Origin of the sequence: Heyndrickxia camelliae (assembly GCF_002844575.1) — a bacterium.
In the GTDB taxonomy this organism is placed as follows: domain Bacteria; phylum Bacillota; class Bacilli; order Bacillales; family Bacillaceae_C; genus Margalitia; species Margalitia camelliae.
This window is the reverse complement of the sequence record NZ_PIQO01000013.1, coordinates 119,235-139,086: the sequence shown is the minus strand read 5'-3', so window position 1 is coordinate 139,086 and position 19,852 is coordinate 119,235. Positions and strand designations below refer to the sequence as shown.

Sequence of the window (19,852 nt, the reverse complement as noted above, 5' to 3'; positions counted from 1 at the left end):
TCATCTTAGAGGTGGGTTTTGTCCCAGCCTCATCATAAGTTCAGCGATTGTTTATTTATTTTCTTTATCAAATGCTTCAGCGGCTATACAAAGAAAATAGGATAAACCTTTTTGCTGTTGTTCTAGCATATTTCGATGAAAATCATCTTCAAGGAAAAACCTTGTCTGTTTAGCAAAACTTGCAGAATCTATCTTATGGCCATGGTGATTTAAAAATTCCAGATGTTGCAGAATCAGTTGCTGTACTTTTTTATCATCATACCTGAGCCCTTCCGTGAGTGCCCACACCATGTTTTCCATAAACAGCTTTGCCTCAATAGCAGATTCATTCATAACCTTCACATCAATTGGCTTTTCCTCCAGTACATCAAATTTGTATCTGTCCTGAAGATATTCTCTTTGTTCAGAAATGGCATTTTCCCACTCACTTATACTTTCAAACCCTTTAAACATTTCTTGTTGATCCATTTCTTCTCCTTTCCTGGCATGTGCAATCGATTGATCCAATGTTTGTATGAGTTGCTCTAACCTTTTCTTGCGAGCAACAATCAATTGTCTTTGCTCAAACAAGATGGATAATCGATCAGGCTCATTGTCCAATATAAGCTTTATTTTTTTGAGAGGAAAATCCAGTTCACGATAAAAAAGTATTTGTTGTAATCTTTCTAGCTCTTTCATGCCATAGAGGCGATAGCCGGCTTCATTCACCTCACAAGGCAATAAAAGACCAATTTTGTGATAGTAGTGCAATGTCTTGATTGTCACTTTTGCCAAATCTGATAATTCTTTTACCGTGTACATCATTTTCCACCTCCATAATTACCTTAAGGGCTCCTCTAAGGGGAGAGTCAATGGTATTTTATTATTTTTTATGATTTATTTTGCACTAGGATGTTTCCTTAATAAAATGTTCTAATCCCTTTATGAAATAATACTAATACGGAGATTAAAACAATAATGGAACCAAATGCAATTAAGGTTGTAATTTCCCCGATACCTTCGGCTACCCAACCGGTCATAAGATAGCCAACTGGCAACAATCCAAAGGAACCTAACATATCTAAGCTTGCAACTCTGCCAAATTTCTCTTCCGGAACAAGCTCTTGGAGACTCGTTTCCCAAATGAGACCTCCCAGCATATTGGAGGCTCCATTTAAAAACATCAGCAGCATGATGAAGGGAACGCTCGCAAAAGCTGGTAAAAGCAAGAATGTTACACCGGTAAACGCTATACTAATATAGGTAAGAATCCCTCTATAATTCCACTTTTTTCGCAATCCAAAAATCAGTCCACAAACAATTGCACCCGCTCCAGAAGCTGAAATGACTAATCCATACACGGTAGGCTGAAAACTGTAATGAACATTGATTAACCACGGAAGTAAAACCTTCATGATACCTCCCCAGAAAATGTTAATCAATGCAAATGCAAGAATAGTTATCCATAACCATGAGCGTTGGACAATAACTTCCATTCCTTCAAGAAATTCCTGTTTTATTGAACTTTTAGCAGGCGCTTGATTTGTGTCCTTTTGAAAACTTAATTTTTTAAGTGATATTAAAAAGAAAAAGGAAATGATGTATGTCACTGCATCTATTCCAAATCCCCACCCTGCGGAAAACGTTGAAACAATAATTCCACCTATAATGGGACCAAAAAGCTTCAACGCTTGCATCATTACTTGAGTAAGAGAATTCGCCGCATTTCGGATCTCTTTTGTAAATACTCTTGCTCTCACTCCTGAATAAGCGGGCTGAAAAAAGCTTTCCATGACCCCTAAAAAAAACATGATGATACATAAAGCCAACATACTTAATTGATTCAAAAACGTTATTGCAGAAAGAATAAGCATTAAGGTGAATCTGACAAAATCAACAAAAAGCATCACCTTCACTTTATTCCATTTATCAACAAGAACACCTGAGAACGGCAAAAGCAAAATAAACGGCACCATATAAATTGCCATAACGGTTCCCATCATTGCTGTTGATTTTGATTCCCTCAATACCACAATTGGTAATATCACATTGGTAATAGAACTTCCTAACAACGAAAAAAGCTGCCCAAATAATAATGCTGTAAACTGAGGCGACTGTTGAAACAGTTGAAAAAATGTAAGCATACTTTCCTTTTGCTTTACTTTAACCATACCTGTCCTCCCTTCTCCTTTGTCGAAAAATAAAATGTACCGGCCGGTTTCTAAAATATAGAATATTTTTTATATTGAATATAGACTTATATATTTTTTTCATTTATACTATTAATATGAAAAATAAGGCATTTGCCTTTTATATTTACAGAGCAAATCAAAAGAACGTATGTTCTATTTAAAAAAGACTCTCTTTAAAGAGGGTCTTTTTTTGATAAACTAAGCGTTATTGGTTCATTCTACTTATACCCATTCACAAAGAAGCCAATCGTTTCAATCTCTTCCTCGTCTAAGCTTCTTTGCAACTGTATACTCATTTCTTTAGCAATCGCTTCCCCATTACCATTAAACTTACCTGTGAGAAGAGCAGTGTTCCTTAGAAATTGAAGTTGCGACTGAAATTCTTTTTTCGTTAACGGAGCATCATGATGGGATAAAAAGATTACTTTCGCATCGGCATATTTTTCAAGTCTAGAAACAAGTTGAAGTGTTTTCTCTATTGTATAATTCCATTTTTCCGCATATAAGTTGGCATACAAACAATCCCCTAGAAACAGTACCTCTTCTTCAGGAATATAAAGAATGCTGGAATCAAGAGCATGATCTCCGCCTACATGTTCGATAATACAGGTCACACCTCCTAAATGGACAGTCATTCGCTGATGGAATGTAAGATCGGGAATAGGCAGTACAATATCTCGTTGATTTCCAAGCTCTTTCTTCATTGCATCTGCACAAAACGGAATTTCTGTTCCTTCTAGTACTCGTTGATCAAGTTCACTATCCTCCCAAGACAAAGTTTGTAATTCTTTGATTTTGTTATATGTTTCGTCGTGGCAAATCTTCGGCATATGCATTTCACTCATCCCAAATACATGATCCCAGTGCCAATGCGTGAGGACAAGCCAATCCCCTCTCATATCGTATTCCTGTAGTTGATCGAGAAACAATTTGGCATGACTAGAGGAGTTTCCGGAATCTACTACAAGTGTTTTCTCATCTCCCTTGACAGCCATTAGAACGGGACGGTCTGTTTCCGAATATGGTGGCATGTATACAATACGACTTGAAATTTGTTGTAATTTCTGCAATTTTTTATCTCCTATCTCAGTGGGATTCATAGTAAATATCATAATTAGTATTTATTCAACCTCTGCACAGGTTGTTGTGATGATGATGGGTTTAAAAGTAAAATCAATTTCATCTTCAATTATAAAATCAAAATAAGATTGCTCGTCAAAAAATGGTTTATTTCTAATATAATCCCCTGAAATGATGTAAGTTTCATTTAAAATTTGCCATTGTAACTGCCTCTTATTAAAAAATATAAGTTCCAAAATGATGCCATTTAGACTACTTTGTAAATTTGGAGATTTTTATACAGTTGGGAATTAGGAGTGGGGATGAAACGGCCTGAAATTGAAAAAGAATTTTTCACAACATCAAAGCTGAGATCGAAATATTTCAGTTAGACACTTCTCTATATAAAACCGCAATTGCCTCACAATGCAGCGGTTGAGGATACTAATCTGCAAACAACGTTCCTATTTGTTTTGTAGAATCTTATCATGCTTTATCTAAATTTTTTATGCATACTATTTCATATTATAACGGATAAATATTGGTCGTGTCGTCAGAAAACCATCTTCCACTTGTTTTATTACCTTTTTAAAATTTGATTTTTTACCCCAGCCCTTTAAAACGTACTTTTAAAAAATTCACCCCCTTCAATTTATCTGAATATTAAAAACTATTAGTGCAGCAATATTGAATTATTTAAAAAAAGTAGAACTGAGAATGTCCTATCTGTTCCTTAAGATTTTTTATACAGAGAAAGAAAAAATGGAAAAAATTTATATTGACATTTATATATTATTGTTTATTGTAAAAGATTTACAAGAGTCTTTCGACCTATTACAACATTTAAAGTCTTAACACGACAATATTCAGCACCTTCTTCATAAAAGTTATGATTGTCATTTATTCCTAAGTATTTTAATAAAAGAAAAAGAATATAATTTTTTTGAGATAAAATCTCAATCCGAATTTCCAAAAAATCTCACTACTATAATAAACAAAAACTATATAGCTTCCTAATAAAAAAAACGTTTATCAAATATACAAAATTAATCTCGACAATTTCTATACAAAATCTCATTCATCTTTATCATTCAACTATCCCGTAAAAAATTCACTCTTCTTATTAACAATCTACCAATATAATAAAAAATTTTTAAATTCTAATAATAAACTGTTGATAAAGAAGGCAGAAGCGAATAAGAAATGGCAATATAATAATAAGGAAGGTGCAAATTATTAAAGTGATCGTTCAAGAGCTCGTAGCTTTATTCGTAACCAAGATAAATTAGAGGATATAGAGGAATTTTGAAAGTTACTTTAAGATCTAGAGAAAACTTTAGAAGCTCCACTCGATTGAGCAGGGGCTTTTCTTTTTATGGCATTATTGCCATATTTATAGAAATAGTATCATTAGTTAATGAACAAACGGGGCAATTTGTAGTAGGAGGAAATCACCGATATACAGGATAATATTACCAGTAAATATTTTATTATTTATACTGGATGCATCTTAGATGAAAAAAGTATCAACACGTTGTATAGTTTTTTTGATATTTATTTTAAGTGCATGTTCAAACAATAGTACTACAACTGTTAGAGAAGATTCACCACAATATATAAAAACAGGATTTACTTATTACAAAACAATGGTAAAAGTAATGAATGATATTAGGGATGGTGAAAAAGTAACAGTTGCCTCCGAAAAAGATTTTCAAAATGAAAAGGAATTTCAAGATTGGATTGTTAATCCATGTGATACTACTACAATGTTAAATCAAGCTATTAAAACCGCCGATGTACCTAAAAATTTGATTTCATGATTTACGTCACACACACGCAACAATGTGTTTAGAAGCCGGAATGACATTAAAAGAAGTACAAGTAAGGCTTGGCCATAGTAGTATAAAAACAACTGGTGATGTATATGCTCACGTAACAGAAAATATGAAGGAAAAGTCAGCAGAGTTATTTGAAAAATTCATATCAAAATAATAACTTAGCAAGGTATGTGATCAATACCGACATACCTTGCTTCAAAAGCTTATTACTTCTGTACAACCATAATTAACCCCTCCGAAAACCCCCACCTCAAACCCGCATTCCACCGTCCGAGTTAAAATAAAGTTTACCGACAGGACCCCCACTTTTCCACTTTTTCGGTTCAAAAACGCACGTATTTCCACCTCTTTTCCGCCTGTTTTTTCATCTTTTTTTCTGTTTTAAAATAAAGTTCTCCGAGAATGTTGAGTGAAGGAAACATGAGTAAACATAGATGGGGCAAGGGCTGGGCATGAAAAAGACCCAGAATTCGGAAATGTTTATTTTCACGAAAACCGGATCTGAATCGGTAATGTTTATTTTGACTGAGAGATGTTTATTTTAGTTAGACAACTTCAAGGTTAGTACTGCCACTGCTTCCACATGTGTCGGAACTACTATGGGAAGACAAAGACTGAACCTCGTTCTTATCATCGGAACACAATTCAGCAGTTCTATGTTTACCCCTTGCATTTTTCCTTTTCGGCTTAAATCGGCTGCCATCTACGTTATTTTTCAATCCAGTTTTATATACAAAAGTAAGTTGAGCTGGGTCTTTATTTCCATCTTCATCATAACCCCCTACGATAACTTTTTCAACAATACTTTCAAAAACATAGCGGTCAAATTCAGATAAGACTTCGTTTTGCTCCAACGTCTTTTTAAAATCCCGTAAACGGCGTTTTATATCCTTTTCATTTGCAGCCGTTTCCTGTAACTTCTCTCTATCTTTTAATAATTGTTCTTGCTTCTCTGTAAAAGAAGAATACTTCGCTTCATAGGAAACTTTATCAATGGTATCTTCCAACCGCATATCCACCAGTTTACTTTTCTTTCTTTCAATGGATTCAATTTCTTTATCCAATTTAGATAGCTGCTTATTCACAGTGCTGCTGCTTAATGTATCGTCCATTCTTTGCAAAAATTCATCTAATATGTCCTTGTTATCATCACATAACAGACGGTAACTTTCGAGAAAAGCTTCCTCAATGGCTTGTTCAGGAATCCCCTTGCTGTCAGGACAAAATTTCTTTCCCTTTTTTGTTGCAGCTACACATTGCCAGATTACCTTGTTGTATTCGGAACCGCTGTGCCAGTTACGCCTAGACAATGTGCTGCCACAAAATCCACATTCCAGCATACAGCTAAAAGAGTATTTGCGGCTATATTTTTCTCGTTTGCCATCACCGATTTTCCCTCTGTTTTTATTTCTACGATTCAAGATTTCCTGTGCTTTTTCAAAAACTTCTTCACTGATAATTGGTTCATGATGTTCACGGATATAGAATTGGTCTTCTTCTCCCATATTATCTAATCGTCGTTTGGAAATTGGGTCAACCGTGAAGGTCTTCCCAAGCAGTAAATCACCTTTATATTTCTCGTTTTTTATAATGCCAAGAATAGTAGAGGGTGCCCATGTAGAACTACCGTATTTCGTTACGTATCCAAGATTTTCTAATTCCTGTCCTACTACAGAACCACCAGCCCCTTCAATATAGCGATTGAATATGTAACGAACAATTTCAGCTTCTTTTTCATTGACTGTGATGGTTTTATCTTCTTTATTATAGTCATACCCCAGACAACCTTGAAAGCCTACTAGCTCACCACGCTTCATCTTCATTTTCAATCCCTTTTTCACATTCGCAGAGATATTTTCTACTTCCTGCTGTGCTACGGAGCTAAGTACCACTAAAAGCAGTTCCCCGTCCATTGTTAGGGTATTGATTTTTTCATCTTCAAAATAAACTGCAATATTCTTTTCTTTCAACATACGGACATATTTTAAGGTATCCAGCGTATTTCTTGCAAATCTGGAAATGGACTTTGTAATGACCATATCAATATCACCATTCATACAATCATTTATCATTCGCTGAAATTCTTCACGCTTTGTAACCTGCGTTCCGGTAATCGCTTCATCAGCATATATATCAACAAAAACCCATTCCTTATTTTTCTTAATTAAATCTGTATAGTATGCTTTCTGTGATTTATAGCTGTTCAACTGGTCTTCACTGTCTGTACTAACTCTGCAATATGCCGCCACACGCTGCCGTTCAAGAAAATTTCCCCGTGTCTGCTTTGATGAAACATTTTTCGCTTTTATTACTTCAACTTCCTGCATATAACGCGCCTCCTTTTTGTGTTCCCTTTATAGTATATATATTAATACTAAAAATCGCAAAAATCAAGCTGTTATATCAGAAACTACTTTATAATCTCTCATGAGACGTTTCTTTACGGTTTCATATTCCTTTTCGGAAATCATGTTTCGGGCGAGTAATTGTTTTAACATGGCAATCTGCATACTGTATCGAATTAAATTTCTATCCATAATCACCCCTCCCATTCATTGATAATTTATAAGCAACTTGAACAGCTCTGGCAAAGCTCACGGGAATCTCACCCCTGCATGGTTCTCATACAGCCGTACCCATTGCCTGCGACGGTTTTTTCACGCTCGGACTATGGCTGTACGGGAGTATCATTATTACGATAGGGAAGTCATGGCGGCAACCTTGCCAAAGGCTACATACGGAACACTGACATGAATCGCTCGTTTTGTCCCTCCTTTCAGGTCATGGCGTGTCAGCCCGTCGGCTCTTTCCCTATCAAAATGTATTCAATCGCTTTATTCAGTTTTCAAGGAACAGTGGCTTGTCAGCCTGTCAAAACACACCGTATGACAGTATGCTTTGATAGATTGGCAGTTAGAAGAGAGTAGGGCGCATGAGAAAATGAAAATCACACGCCCTTTCTCTTAAATCTCAAAATCCAGTATCATTTGTAACAATGCTGTTGTAAGCTGCTCCTGTACGTCCTTATCCACAATGCAGTATTCTTTTCCGTACTCGTCGGAAAGAATCTTTGTAGACAGCTTCGCTATGTAACCCTCGTAATGCTTCAAAATTTTTTGTATCGCTATAGCGTCACTCTCTGTAGCGGCTTTAATTGTGGTATAAGGCAGGAGATTTTTTTCTTTCTTCACAGGTCTTCAACCTCCAATCGCTTTTTTAAGGCAGCTAATGCGCTGGTACGACTGCGGTAAATAGTACTGCGGTCTTTACCAAGCTCCAACGCTATTTCAGCGTCAGACATTTCAAGAAAGTAGAACATTAGAAGAATGTTCCGCTTTTCCTCCGGCAGGTTGTCCAAAGCATTTGCAACCGCTTCATTCCCGACTTCCACACGGAATTTCAGAATCAGATAATACTTTCCGTCCAGATGGTAGGTATCTAACGTTTGCAGACGGTTCAGTTCCTTTTCCGGCAATTCGGAAAACGGGCATTCTTTACGGATTTTTCTTCCGGCAGTACGGCGGCAGTTGCTTTGTGTGCGAATCATGACCTTTCTTGCCAAACAATCAAATTGGTACTGAATCGTTGTCTGAAAATCACGGTTGACCTGCTGTGTTAGTTCTTTTACCGGAATGGAATTGAAAGAAGATGGCTTCATAGAATATCACCCCCCTTCCAGCCAGCAGGGAGAGAAACTTCGGTTTCTCTTGCCCCCTTTCGCACTGACTCTCACCGGAGAGGTGATATTTGTTGCGTTTTTCAGAAGAATTAATGAGATTTGTTTGAGAATCAAAAAAGGCACACGAACAGAGTAATATCTCTGTCTGTGTACCTTCTTTATTTTTCTTATGTATTATAAATAAACATATAGATAATTGTTTTTCTCTATTTGCGAAAAATACTTTTGGGAACCGTTTCATCAGAAACAGTTACGTATTGAAAAATAGCAGTGTTCATGACGGCTACCTCCTTTTCGCCGCCATGAACCTCAATTATTAAATCTATTATATTTTCCCGTAGATTCTATATCAAAAACAAAAGACGGCGGCTCATTTAAACCGTCGTCTGGTGATAAAATATGATTTTGAAGCAAAAAAATCATAATACCAATATACGGTTTTTAATTCCCCTTTTGGCAATATGTTTTTTATTAAACTTATCTAACATTTTTTTCAATACAACTATGCATGTGGAAACATTTGAACTATCCGCGTAGGTTACTGTATACAGTCTACTTTTGGGGCTGTATTATGCTAGTTCTCATATGTCGGATAGATTATATTACTAACTATAAAGTAATCAGCTTTATTACATTAATATACAACATTATTAGATTATCTATCTCGTATAACAGACCAAAGGATACAGACTTCCGCCTCCTTACTCATAGTTGTATATACTTTATATTTTCTTGCTTGAAATATAACAAAGAACTCTTAATAAACAAAAAAATGCTATAAATGCCAGTATCAATAGTAATATGAATGCATTACGGCTTCCTAGCATTGTAGCCGCAGCCAAATCATCTGGTAATTTTACCTGTGCGGTCGATACAATAGTTGATACAACCGATGTTCCAATTGCTCCTGCCAACTGCTGTATAGTATTAAAAACTGCATTACCATCTAAATTCATTTTTTCCGGTAACTGCTTCAAACCATTTGTCATTACATTTCCTGTTGAAAAACTTTGTCCAATTCCAAATAATATATAAAAAAGAACAAAAAGTAATATAGTCATATTTAGAGCAAAGATACTATAAAATAAGGTTGATATCGTAATAAATGTGATACCAATTAAAATTGGCTTCTTTGCGCCAAACTTGTCTAACAAACGTCCGCTAATAGGTGTTAATATGGCTCCCAGAATACAGCCTGGTAATAAAATACAGCCTGCGACTAACGCATTTTTACCGGATACAATCTGTGCATAGTTCGGAATTAAAAATCCTAACCCCAAACAAATAAATTGAATTAGCATTAACGCCACAACGCTGAATGAAAATGATTTATACTGTAGCACATGAAGATTAATAATTGGTGCATCATTTTTTTTAGAATGCCTGTAAAACACAACTAGAGAAATAATACTAAGTACAAATAATCCAATAACCTGAAAGCTTCCCCAGCCCATTATTCCAGCGAAACTTACAGCAAAAATAAAACAAGTAAAGCCTATGGCTAAAAATACATATTCAAACCAATCAAATGTCACCTTTTCAGTTGGTCTTACTTGGCGAATGGAAAACAATCCTATAAAAAAAGAAAGTACCAATATTGGCAACAAAACAATAAATATCATCCGCCAATTGAATGAATATACAATAAATCCCCCTAATGAAGGACCTGCGGCAGGTGCTACAGCAATAATTAATGTAGCAATTCCCATCATTAGTCCTAATTTATTTAAAGGTGTTTGTTCTAGCACAATATTATACATTAGCGGTAAAGCTATTCCTGTTCCTATTCCTTGCAGTATCCTGCCTATTAATAATAAACTAAAGGATGGGGCTGTCGCAGCAAGAACCGTACCAATTATAAACATAATATTAGCAAACAGGAATAGATGTTTAGTCATAAATCGTTTCTTTAAAAATGAAGAAGCTGGAATAATTATAGCTAAAACTAGCAAATAGCCTGTAGTTACCCATTGTACTGTTGAGGTACCTACGTTAAATTGTTCCATTAATGTTGGAAAAGTAACATTCATAGCTGTTTCAACAACTACGCCTGTAAAGGACATCAGTCCCGTTGCTATAATTGATAATATTAACTTTAAATCTATTTTTCTCTCATATGAAATTTCCATTTATATCGTTCCTTTTACGTGATTTACTTAAAAAAATTATTTACTTTCTTTATATCTCAAATTCACAGATTTCTGACTCTTTCTTATTCTTAATATTAGATATGGTCATGGCGGACTAAAGATAGTTTCTCTAGGGCACGTTTGAAAAATCATTTTCTTTAGCAAATTTTCTACAACTCTTCCACCATGTTTTCCATCTGTACTTGTAATAATAAAACGCATGATATCCTCCTTTATTTCTATATCCTTTACAGGCAATATTATCTGAAACACTCAATTTATTAGATAAATTCTTCTTTATGGTTCTCCCATTATTGCCTATCATCTGGTTCTTTCCAAATAACTTTTTATCGTGTTGAGCGGTAACATTTTTAAATAAATGTATTCATCTATATAAAAGCACCATGTACAATTTAACATAATAAAAGAAAAATGAGAATTTCAAAAAGCGTAATGCCATTAGATAAATTCTAATGATATATTGAAATGATTGATTAACTGTTTTATAATTAACTTAGACAAAAGGAGGAAGTCAAGTGAATACACAACAATTGCAATGCTTTATAAATGTTGCTGATAAATTAAATTTTACTAAAGCAGCAGAGGAACTTTATTTATCGCCCCCTACCGTCACACATCATATTAGAAGTTTGGAAGAAGAACTAAATACCAAATTATTTATTCGTACTTCTAAAATGGTGAAATTGACAGAAGCCGGCATATCTTTTTATAGTGATGCAAAAGAAATATTAATGAAAATTGATATTTCTAAGAAGCATGTTGAAAAAGCAGCAACACGTAACATTATTTTTATTCGTATTGGCTGTACAAGTAATGCGGAATTGAATAGTTTATCTGATATTTTATCAGGCTTGCAACAAGAATACCCTAGAGTATATCCAGTTATTTCAATCAATGATTATTCCCAGATTGTAAATCTATTCATAAATAAGCAGATAGATATTATGCTTTCCACGAAAGAGATGATTAAAGATATTAGGAATTGTACTTTTAAAAAAATAAAAGTTCTTACAAAATATGCGGTTATGCCTGCTAATTCTCCGTTTAGTAACTACAAAAAATTGACTTTTGACGACTTAAAAGATAGCTGTCTAATTACTTTACATCCCAAATTAATTCCTTTTCAATATCAAAATAAAATACAGGAAAAGATAACCATTCATTCACAACAACATTTAGGCTTTATATGTGAAAATGACCAAGTTGGAATTTTACTTGCAAAAGCAGGTTATGGAATAGCAATTATGCCAGAATTTTGCATATCTAACGATTGGAAAGATATAGTAGCTATTCCTATACAAGAGCAGGATACAATAGAATATGGGATTGCATATCAGGGTAAACCAAAGGAAAAATATATAAAATATTTTATAGATAATTTTTCATTGCCAGAAACAAAACTTTAGAACTTTTGAATCACAAAAAAGTTGATGTAATGAATAAGGATTTCCCTATAGAATATGTGGAGCGAAATGCAATAGTCTTTTATGTCAGCACAGTCAAGGGACGAGATAATGACACCACAGATATTGATATTTTAAAGGTAAAAAGTGATATATGTTTGTTACTTTTTATACAGGCTTTATTGAAGAAGAGGGATATGGTACTGAACGCTACTTGATGTATCCGTTGACCAATACTTTTTCCCAATAAGCAAATAGATAAATCTACGCAGCGCAGACACCTTGACAGCCTGCTTGATGGATATGAGCGATAAAGGTTAAGGAAGTAGAAACAGAGGACGAATGAATGTCCCAAACAGAATTGAATAGTGACAGGAAAGTTCCGGTAGTCTATTAATAGCTAGTTATAAAATAGCAGACTACCGGGCTTTTTCTTATTTTACAATCTTCCAGTTTTCGTTCTTTTCCAGCACCAAATCAAATTGAGATATTTGCGTTGCCTTTGTCTGCTTATCCAGATATTTGACCGCCAGCGAAACCATCACCTGATTACCGCTTCGGTTATAGATAGGATTTATCAGCGCTGAAAACACATAGTCTTTTCCGATTGGCTTTAATACGCCGTCATTCACATAATAAGACAGCTCTTTTGCTGTAGCGGTAGGATAGAGCTTGAAAAATGTAGTTAAAAACTCATTGATTTCATTGGTTGTTGCTGCGTCTACCGTTCCGTCACTTTCTTTTGCTTTTGGTTCATAGCCGGATTTTTCGGGTACACTGCAAATAGTGGGATTTTTTGTGATAATCATATTTCCAGAGCTGTCTACATAAACCACTACTTCATAAGCAGAGCGTACCGTTTTTTTGTTTTCTCCCTCTGTAATAAGCTGGTCTATCGTATAAGCCACTTTAAACTGGTTTTCTCCGTCCTGTGACACAGACCAAATCTGCACATCACTGACAGAGGAGGAAACCGGAATATCCTTTCGGATAGTGTCGGTATTAAGTGCCTGTAATTCTGCGGTCAGGTAATGCTTGATAGCGTCATTCCGGTTATCAAGGGAAGCTGCCATCTGTTCCCAAGAATAATAAACTTTGGCGAAATCCTCCACAAAGTTTTCTATCTTATGGGTATCCACAACTTTTTCCTCTACTACCTTTGTTTCGTGAACGGTGTGTATGTCGATTGCGGTGAAATTCTTATAGACCGCAAAACAGAAACTAACTGCCAAAAGTACCCACAAGGCTATGACCGTTTTCTTGTGGGTATTTACTTTGTAAACATGGAGCTTTTTCTCTTTTACCTGCTCCGGTTGTCCTTGTTTTTTCCTTAAATTCATAGTAATATCGTCCTTTCTATTGTTTGATTCTTCCTGCACCAACCAAATGTTGCTGCCAATAAGAACTGGTTAAAGCGGTATAGCCGATTGGGTCACCGGCATGATACATACGGTTGTTTCCCTGATATATCCCCACATGGGTAATGTAAGTACCTGCGTCATAGGTGCCTTGAAAAAAGACCAAATCCCCAGCCTTTGCTTCGGATAAAGGGATATTCTGGGTCACGTCGTATTGCTCCTGTGCGGTTCGTGGCAGGGAAATCCCAGCTTTCCCGTAGCACCACTGAACCAGACCACTGCAATCAAAGGAAGTGGTCGGAGAAGCACCGCCGTATACATACCGCCAGCCCTCATATTTTAGGGCTTCTGTCATGACAGCCTGTACCGTTTTATCATCAAACTGCGGCATTGTCAGGTATTCTGATACCAGCAATACATAGAACATATTTCCGTAATCGTACCGCCAGCCGCCGTTTTTCTGAACAGCGATAGGATTGGAATAAGTCACCTTTACACCGTCAGACTGTGTTTTTGAAAAACTCTCCGCAAGCTGGAACGTGTATTTCTTCCCACGCTTTGCCACGTAGTCAAGAAAGCCGCCACCATAGTTATAGGACTGGATAACGGAATTTAGGTCACAGCCCTTTGCTTTTGCGGATTCCAGCAGGGAAGCAAAATACTTGCACCCCTGTTTGATGGATTCCTCTGCACTTAGCGTGTTTGGCGGCAAGCCCATAGATTCCGAGGACTGCATAACGTCTTCCAATGTACCGCCGGATTCTACCTGTATGATTGCGAGTAGCACATTGATATAATCTTCTATGCCGTATTCTCTGGCGTACTTCTCTAACATGGGCTTGTGTGCCAGCACCTCCGCTGATACGTTTGCACCCCCGTATGACAGGTCATGTCCTCCGTCTTCTTCCTCCGAAAAAAGAATCACTACCAGCAAAAGAAGCGAGAAAATTAAGAGGAACACACCGGAAAAGGCAATCAGGATAGGCTTTCCTCTCATAGTTTCGGTTCCTCCTTTCTGCTGGTCGGAGGAATGGCAGAACCCTTTATTTTCTGTTCCCGTTTCACGGTAAATCTGCGTTTTGGGGCGGATTGCCGTAATACCCGTTTTTGAACAGGAGCAGGGGAGCTGCCAGATTGCGTTTGTCGTTCTACCGGAAAGGCACGTTCCCTCTGACTGAAAGAAACAGTTCTTTGTGTAGACTGCCTTTCAGAAGAAATCTGTCTTTCTGCCTGCTGTTCTGGTCGTGCAGTCTGATGGTCGGGTACTCTATCGAGCCTTTGTTGTTCTCCCTTAGCAGAAACAACAGGTCTTTGGGCAGTAGTTCTGGCAGGTTCCGGCTGTACGGTAGGTCTGGTCACTTGTGCCGGACTGTCAACAATCGGACGGGATTGTCCGGCTGGGGCAGTAGCAGGTCTTTCATGAACCGAGCCGCCCACTTTAGATACATTTGGTGTTTTTTCTATATTGGAAGCTGTTTGCTGCCTTGCCTGTTCCATTTCTGACCGACGCTGTGCAATGGTTTTTCGCCGATTTTTGGCTTTTTCCTGCCGTTCTTCCTTTCTGACAGCTCTGGTCTGTGTCACGCCGGAGGTAAAATCCTGTATGCCCTCCGACACCTGCGTTCTGCCATGATAAAGGGCATATCTGGCATTGACAGGTAAATCCTTTGCCTGCTCCTTTAGCTGACCTGCGGTATCCCGAATCCGGTCTTTGGTATCCATCACTTTTCCTGCCACTTCTCCGGCACGTTTCCCAAGAGAGGATTGCTCCGGTCTGCTGGCAGCTTCATTTTCCGGTCTGGTATGGTCTGCCTGCGTTGCTCTTGAAGCGGAAGTACCTGCACTTGTTCCGTTCTTTTTGCCTGTATTTTGATTTTTTCCCATTGCTGCCACGGAACGCCCTAGCTTATGCTGCAAGCGGTGCATATGAGCTTGCATGAGCATACGGGGTCTTCTCATGATCTGTCTGCCTACACTTTGGGAATCTCCGCTTTGCAGGGAGAACATACTCATTAAATCCCCCAGCTTAAAATAGATTCCGGCAAAGGTCACTATCTGCAAAAATGCCACCAGAAAGAACGGATATCCCACAGACAGGGTATAGAGCATGGTGGAAATACTAAACGCCGTGGTAATAATCAGCGTGATTCCTGCTCTTGTGAGAATGGTATTAAACAGCTTTGTAATGGCACGTTTGGTCATTCCCTCAAAGGTGGGTATCATACTCAACAAGAAACTGACAGGCAAGAACATGGCATAAATAATAAAAAGCACCTGTGAGAAAATCAGAATCCCTGTCAGTAAAAATACAAAAACCGAAATCCCGATATTAAAGAGGAACAGGAAAAATACCATACCTAAGCGATTGATGGTCTTTGTGATAGTGAGATTTGTATTGTCTTTCTCTTCAATTTCTTCTTTTACAAGTTCTTCTCTGTCTTTACCGTTGTTTGCGTCAGGGCTGGTAGAGAGCAGGCTGTCAATCCGTTCTTCTCCGATTGCTTCACTGTCTGAATTATCGAACTGTAATAAAAGCCACGGCTGTTTTACCTGTATGGAAAACAGGCTATCACGAATCAGGTCAACACTGTCTTTTCCCTTACTTTCCGAATCCGGCATGACAATTTTCGTTCCTAAGGATAAGCTGGCGTTGCTGATGTCCGAGGAAAAGTCATTGATTTTTCCAATATAGTCCGGTGCATAGGCAATAAACGCCGCCGACAATACAAACACTACTACAAAATTCATCACCGCATGAATGGCTTTGGTGGTTTCCCGTTTGATAAGTCCCGTATAGGCAACGTAAATTCCCACGATTAAAATGAGAATCAGCAAAAATCCGCTATAAAAGCCGTCAGGGGAAAGTCCGCTTGTGCTCACTCCGGCAATGGTCTGTATGTTCTTTCCAATGGAATCTGCCGTATCGGAGATAAAATCCAGTGAATAGGCTTCCTGCACCAGATAGCCCGTTGCATTGGAAAGATACAGACTGATAGTCCAGATAAAATTGGTAATAGCGTAAAGCCCGTACATGACCTGCTTTCCAATGCCGTCCAGCCAGTTCCACGGGAGCCAGTCCCAGCCGCTATCCACATAAAAATCAAGCTGGTAATTATCTAATGGGTATTGGCTGTACTCATTTCCGGCTTTCACCGTATCGTCCACCAGTCCAGCAGCGTATGCCACCGTTCCCAATGCCGATACAAGAAAAAGGGCGATTACCAGTATCAAAAATACGGTCATCACCACTTTTCCGGTACGCTGCCAGCTCCATTTTCTTTTTTCACTGCCTGTTACAAGCTGATTCATGATTCCACCTCTTTTCTGACCGGAGGACGGGTGTCAAAGGCATGAAGCAAATCTTCAAATATCGGGTGAAACTGAATCACACCCACACGACCATATAAATCACTAATCAGGCACTGACCGTTTTCCAAGTTACGTAATCGTTTCTGGTTATTTTCGTCCTCTGCGTCCACGCCAAAAAAAGTCAGTGTCTTCTTTATCTCATTGATATCCGTGGAACGGAATGCAAATTTAAGCCCCAGATTGTTCTTCAGCTTCTCGTCCAACAAATCGTCGGTGTTTTGGGTCACAAAATACACCCCTGCATTCATGGCACGTCCGGCACGCACCAGTTTCATAGACAGTGTTTTTCCCTGCGCTACCTGTAAAAAGCTCCATGCTTCGTCAAGGTCTACAATCTTAAAAATGCTCCGGTCAGTATGGATAAAATCCAGAGCAAAGGTACTGATAACAATAAGCATGGCAACGGAAAGCAGCTCCATTGTCGTATATTCCTCAAATCCGGTTTCCTTGTCCGGCAACACCAAATCCGCTACCTGTATAATATTCAGCTGCTTTTCCAAACTGATGGACTGTGTGACTTCACCATTGGAAAATAAAAGCTGTGCAAAATCATAGTCCGTAAAGCTCTCGATATGGTCAGCAATGCTGGTACTGACAGGTGTATTTTCTACCCTCAATTCCTCAATGACTTTTAACAATCCCCGTTCTTCGCTGTTTGTTACCGCACGTATGGCTTTTCTAAGGACAGGAAAGCGTTCGCCGTCACGGGATGAAATTCCCGTTAAAAAGGTTAAAATATCAATGGCTAGGCTTTCCGAATCCTTTGGATTTTTCATAATGACGTAAGGGTCAAGCAATCCTTTGTTCCTGTCTTCGCTGGTAAGATTGACAATATTGATTTCTTCTGCAATCTCCGGCAGGGTTTCTTTCCAGTTCCCACGTTCTGCCTTTGGGTCTACAATGACTGCCTGCGCTCCAAACAGAACAGAGTAGTACACAATCATGTTATTGGAAAAGGATTTACCACCGCCCAGCGAGCCTACAAAAGCGGCAGCAAGGGCATTGGTAACAGAGCCTTTGACACCCTGACTGGCAAGGGCAGGCTTTAGGTACACATTTCTTCCGGTATCCAGACTGTAGCCTACGTAGATACCCTCATTTTCACCTAACATTTGTGTAGCTCCAAAGCCCAAGCCTGCCAGAAAATCAGAGGTCACATACTGGATATAATCATTCATGTACCGTTTGCTGGCAGGAAAAAATTCGCCGTGTAGCCCCAGCATATCTCCAAAGGGACGCACCAGCTTGACGCTTAAATCGTCGTAGAAATCTTTCACCTCATTGCAGCGGCGTTTCAGTTCTTCCAAATCAGGAGCCGATACCCTTATCACATAAGAGAGCTTATACATGGCTTCCTTTGACTGGTCTAAATTGGTTTCCAGTTCATTGACTGTATCCAAGGCTTCCATCACATTGTTGCTGGTTTCGCTGTCACTTTCCCATGCGTGATTATCAAGGTCTTTCAGTTCCTTTTTCTTATTGCGGACAGTGGTAAGGGCTTTTTTGTTTGCCACAATCTCCACATTCATGCTGGTGTCAATGGGAAAGGTAAATTGCTGTTGCTGATAATAAAAGATTTCAGAAGAGGGAAAATCCAGTTCCCCTACAATGGAGTTAATCGTAAAATAAGCGGCATAGGTGGTAGAATCCTCCTGCTCAATCTTCAAATACCGCTGATTTTCTTCTATCAGGCAACGGGTCGGCTGAATCAGGTCATACCGCTTTACCAGCGTTTTTCCTTTCAGCTTTTTCTTTGGCAGAGAATATTCGTAATCCTCATAGGCTGTGCCGGACTGTCCGTGTAAATGCTCCATGAGATAGCCAAAATCATTTTTATTTAAGCGTCGGATTTTAAAGCGTCGGGAAATCTTATTTTCCAGCAGTTTTTCCATTTTAGAAAAACGTCCAATTTCATCATTGCTCATGGAAACAAAATCTCCCATGAGCTTGTGGTTCACCTCATGAACAAAATCAGAAAAAGTATTTGCCATGTCTTTTCCAATATTTTTCACCGTGACTTCCTGCTCATTTAAAAGCAGCTTAAACCCAAGAAAAAAGCGGTAATCCACCTGATTTTCTCCAATCATGGAAACAAGGGCTTCTGTCTGTTGGTCAATCTTTTCATAGGCAATTTCCTTTAATCTGCCTGTCACTTCCTGTTTGGAGCGTTCCTGCGCCGCTCGTATGCTGGATTCCGTGCTGATTTGCAGGGCATGAATTTTCCCGTCACGGTTTTGTGCAATGAGCTGACGAAAGGAATCATGTACCTGAAATTTCTGTTCTGGACTTAGGAACGAGTAATTGTAGGGAATCAGCTCATAGTAGGCATAGCACTCCCCGTCATGGTTCCAGACCAGATTGTTTTCAATATATTTAATTGGATACGTCATAGACTTCACTCCTAACTGCTGTGATGGCTTCGGTATGCCGCTTTGTTTGCAGCTTCACAGGCTTTCCGGCATAGGTGATTTTGGGGCGTGCCAGATAGGTCACGACTGACTTTAGAAAACCGTAAGGCTTCTTTCCGTCAAAGGTTTTCTGGCTCATGAACCAGGTAATGGCAAGCGGAATCCCAAAGTATTTGAGAAAAGCCCCGTCTATCAGAGATAGCGGCGGCAAGCTGCCAAAGAGTATCACCAGAAACAGTGACACCACAAACCACGTCATTTGGGTAAAGGTGATAGGAAACGGCAGCTTAAAGTCATTGATGGAGTAAAGCACTTTTTCCACCGACCAGATACTGGTATAGCTTCGTATTTTCTTCATAAAAACCTGTCCTTTCTTTTCAAAATTTCCATGAAAAAGGGCAGTCCCTAAAAAAGAAC

15 protein-coding genes and 1 pseudogene are annotated in these 19,852 nt (G+C 38.3%); 3 read left to right on the top strand and 13 right to left on the bottom strand.

Going from position 1 to position 19,852, the window contains the following annotated elements; all coding sequences use genetic code 11:
* Positions 1 to 51 precede the first annotated feature (51 nt).
* The 3 genes from CWO92_RS16410 to CWO92_RS16400 form a co-directional block, all read right to left on the bottom strand.
* Positions 52 to 804 carry a MerR family transcriptional regulator gene (locus CWO92_RS16410; RefSeq protein WP_101355284.1) on the bottom strand — a complete coding sequence of 251 codons (753 nt, stop codon included), beginning with the start codon at positions 802 to 804 and terminating at the stop codon, positions 52 to 54.
* 95 nt (positions 805 to 899) lie between these two features.
* Entirely contained in the window at positions 900 to 2,150 is a 1,251-nt protein-coding gene (locus CWO92_RS16405; RefSeq protein WP_101355283.1) for an MFS transporter, read from the bottom strand.
* Positions 2,151 to 2,389: 239 nt separating this feature from the next.
* The gene (locus CWO92_RS16400; protein WP_101355282.1) at positions 2,390 to 3,241 is read right to left on the bottom strand and encodes an MBL fold metallo-hydrolase; all 852 of its coding nucleotides are present in this window, start codon (positions 3,239 to 3,241) and stop codon (positions 2,390 to 2,392) included.
* 1,503 nt (positions 3,242 to 4,744) lie between these two features.
* Between CWO92_RS16400 and CWO92_RS26100 the strand changes: the two genes are divergently transcribed.
* Both CWO92_RS26100 and CWO92_RS26095 read left to right on the top strand, forming a co-directional pair.
* Complete coding sequence (locus tag CWO92_RS26100) at positions 4,745 to 5,050, top strand: hypothetical protein (protein ID WP_101355280.1); 306 nt, start codon at positions 4,745 to 4,747, stop codon at positions 5,048 to 5,050.
* A 22-nt stretch (positions 5,051 to 5,072) separates the two neighbouring features.
* The gene (locus CWO92_RS26095) at positions 5,073 to 5,222 is read left to right on the top strand and encodes a tyrosine-type recombinase/integrase (protein WP_101355279.1); all 150 of its coding nucleotides are present in this window, start codon (positions 5,073 to 5,075) and stop codon (positions 5,220 to 5,222) included.
* Positions 5,223 to 5,613: 391 nt separating this feature from the next.
* On the opposite strand, the gene CWO92_RS16380 is transcribed toward CWO92_RS26095, so the two are convergent.
* The 5 genes from CWO92_RS16380 to CWO92_RS16355 all read right to left on the bottom strand — a co-directional run bounded on the left by CWO92_RS16380 (position 5,614) and on the right by CWO92_RS16355 (position 10,876).
* Complete coding sequence (locus tag CWO92_RS16380; protein ID WP_101355278.1) at positions 5,614 to 7,395, bottom strand: recombinase family protein; 1,782 nt, start codon at positions 7,393 to 7,395, stop codon at positions 5,614 to 5,616.
* A 63-nt stretch (positions 7,396 to 7,458) separates the two neighbouring features.
* Positions 7,459 to 7,605 carry an SHOCT domain-containing protein gene (locus CWO92_RS16375; RefSeq protein WP_101355277.1) on the bottom strand — a complete coding sequence of 49 codons (147 nt, stop codon included), beginning with the start codon at positions 7,603 to 7,605 and terminating at the stop codon, positions 7,459 to 7,461.
* A 426-nt stretch (positions 7,606 to 8,031) separates the two neighbouring features.
* Positions 8,032 to 8,259, bottom strand: a complete 228-nt coding sequence (locus tag CWO92_RS16365) for a helix-turn-helix domain-containing protein (protein WP_101355276.1) — start codon at positions 8,257 to 8,259, stop codon at positions 8,032 to 8,034.
* Complete coding sequence (locus CWO92_RS16360) at positions 8,256 to 8,726, bottom strand: sigma-70 family RNA polymerase sigma factor (RefSeq protein ID WP_101355275.1); 471 nt, start codon at positions 8,724 to 8,726, stop codon at positions 8,256 to 8,258. The genes CWO92_RS16365 and CWO92_RS16360 overlap by 4 nt, the downstream gene beginning before the upstream one ends.
* Before the next feature lie 743 nt (positions 8,727 to 9,469).
* On the bottom strand, positions 9,470 to 10,876 hold the full coding sequence (locus CWO92_RS16355) for an MDR family MFS transporter (RefSeq protein ID WP_101355274.1): 1,407 nt from the start codon (positions 10,874 to 10,876) through the stop codon (positions 9,470 to 9,472).
* Between the two features lie 536 nt (positions 10,877 to 11,412).
* Between CWO92_RS16355 and CWO92_RS16350 the strand changes: the two genes are divergently transcribed.
* Complete coding sequence (locus CWO92_RS16350) at positions 11,413 to 12,303, top strand: LysR family transcriptional regulator (protein ID WP_101355273.1); 891 nt, start codon at positions 11,413 to 11,415, stop codon at positions 12,301 to 12,303.
* A 431-nt stretch (positions 12,304 to 12,734) separates the two neighbouring features.
* Here CWO92_RS16350 and CWO92_RS16340 read toward each other — a convergent pair whose 3' ends face one another.
* The 5 genes and pseudogenes from CWO92_RS16340 to CWO92_RS16320 form a co-directional block, all read right to left on the bottom strand.
* Positions 12,735 to 13,640 (bottom strand): conjugal transfer protein, encoded by a 906-nt coding sequence (locus CWO92_RS16340; RefSeq protein ID WP_101355271.1) that lies wholly within the window; start codon positions 13,638 to 13,640, stop codon positions 12,735 to 12,737.
* A gap of 16 nt (positions 13,641 to 13,656) precedes the next feature.
* The gene (locus CWO92_RS16335) at positions 13,657 to 14,655 is read right to left on the bottom strand and encodes a bifunctional lytic transglycosylase/C40 family peptidase (protein WP_101355270.1); all 999 of its coding nucleotides are present in this window, start codon (positions 14,653 to 14,655) and stop codon (positions 13,657 to 13,659) included.
* 122 nt (positions 14,656 to 14,777) lie between these two features.
* Positions 14,778 to 16,967, bottom strand: a pseudogene (locus CWO92_RS16330) (CD3337/EF1877 family mobilome membrane protein); the annotation flags it as partial.
* Positions 16,964 to 19,417, bottom strand: a complete 2,454-nt coding sequence (gene tcpF, locus CWO92_RS16325; RefSeq protein WP_101355268.1) for a conjugal transfer ATPase TcpF — start codon at positions 19,415 to 19,417, stop codon at positions 16,964 to 16,966. The pseudogene CWO92_RS16330 and the gene tcpF, both read right to left, overlap by 4 nt.
* Positions 19,401 to 19,793, bottom strand: coding sequence for a conjugal transfer protein (locus CWO92_RS16320; protein ID WP_101355293.1), 393 nt, complete (start codon positions 19,791 to 19,793; stop codon positions 19,401 to 19,403). The genes tcpF and CWO92_RS16320 overlap by 17 nt, the downstream gene beginning before the upstream one ends.
* Between the last annotated feature and the right edge of the window lie 59 nt (positions 19,794 to 19,852).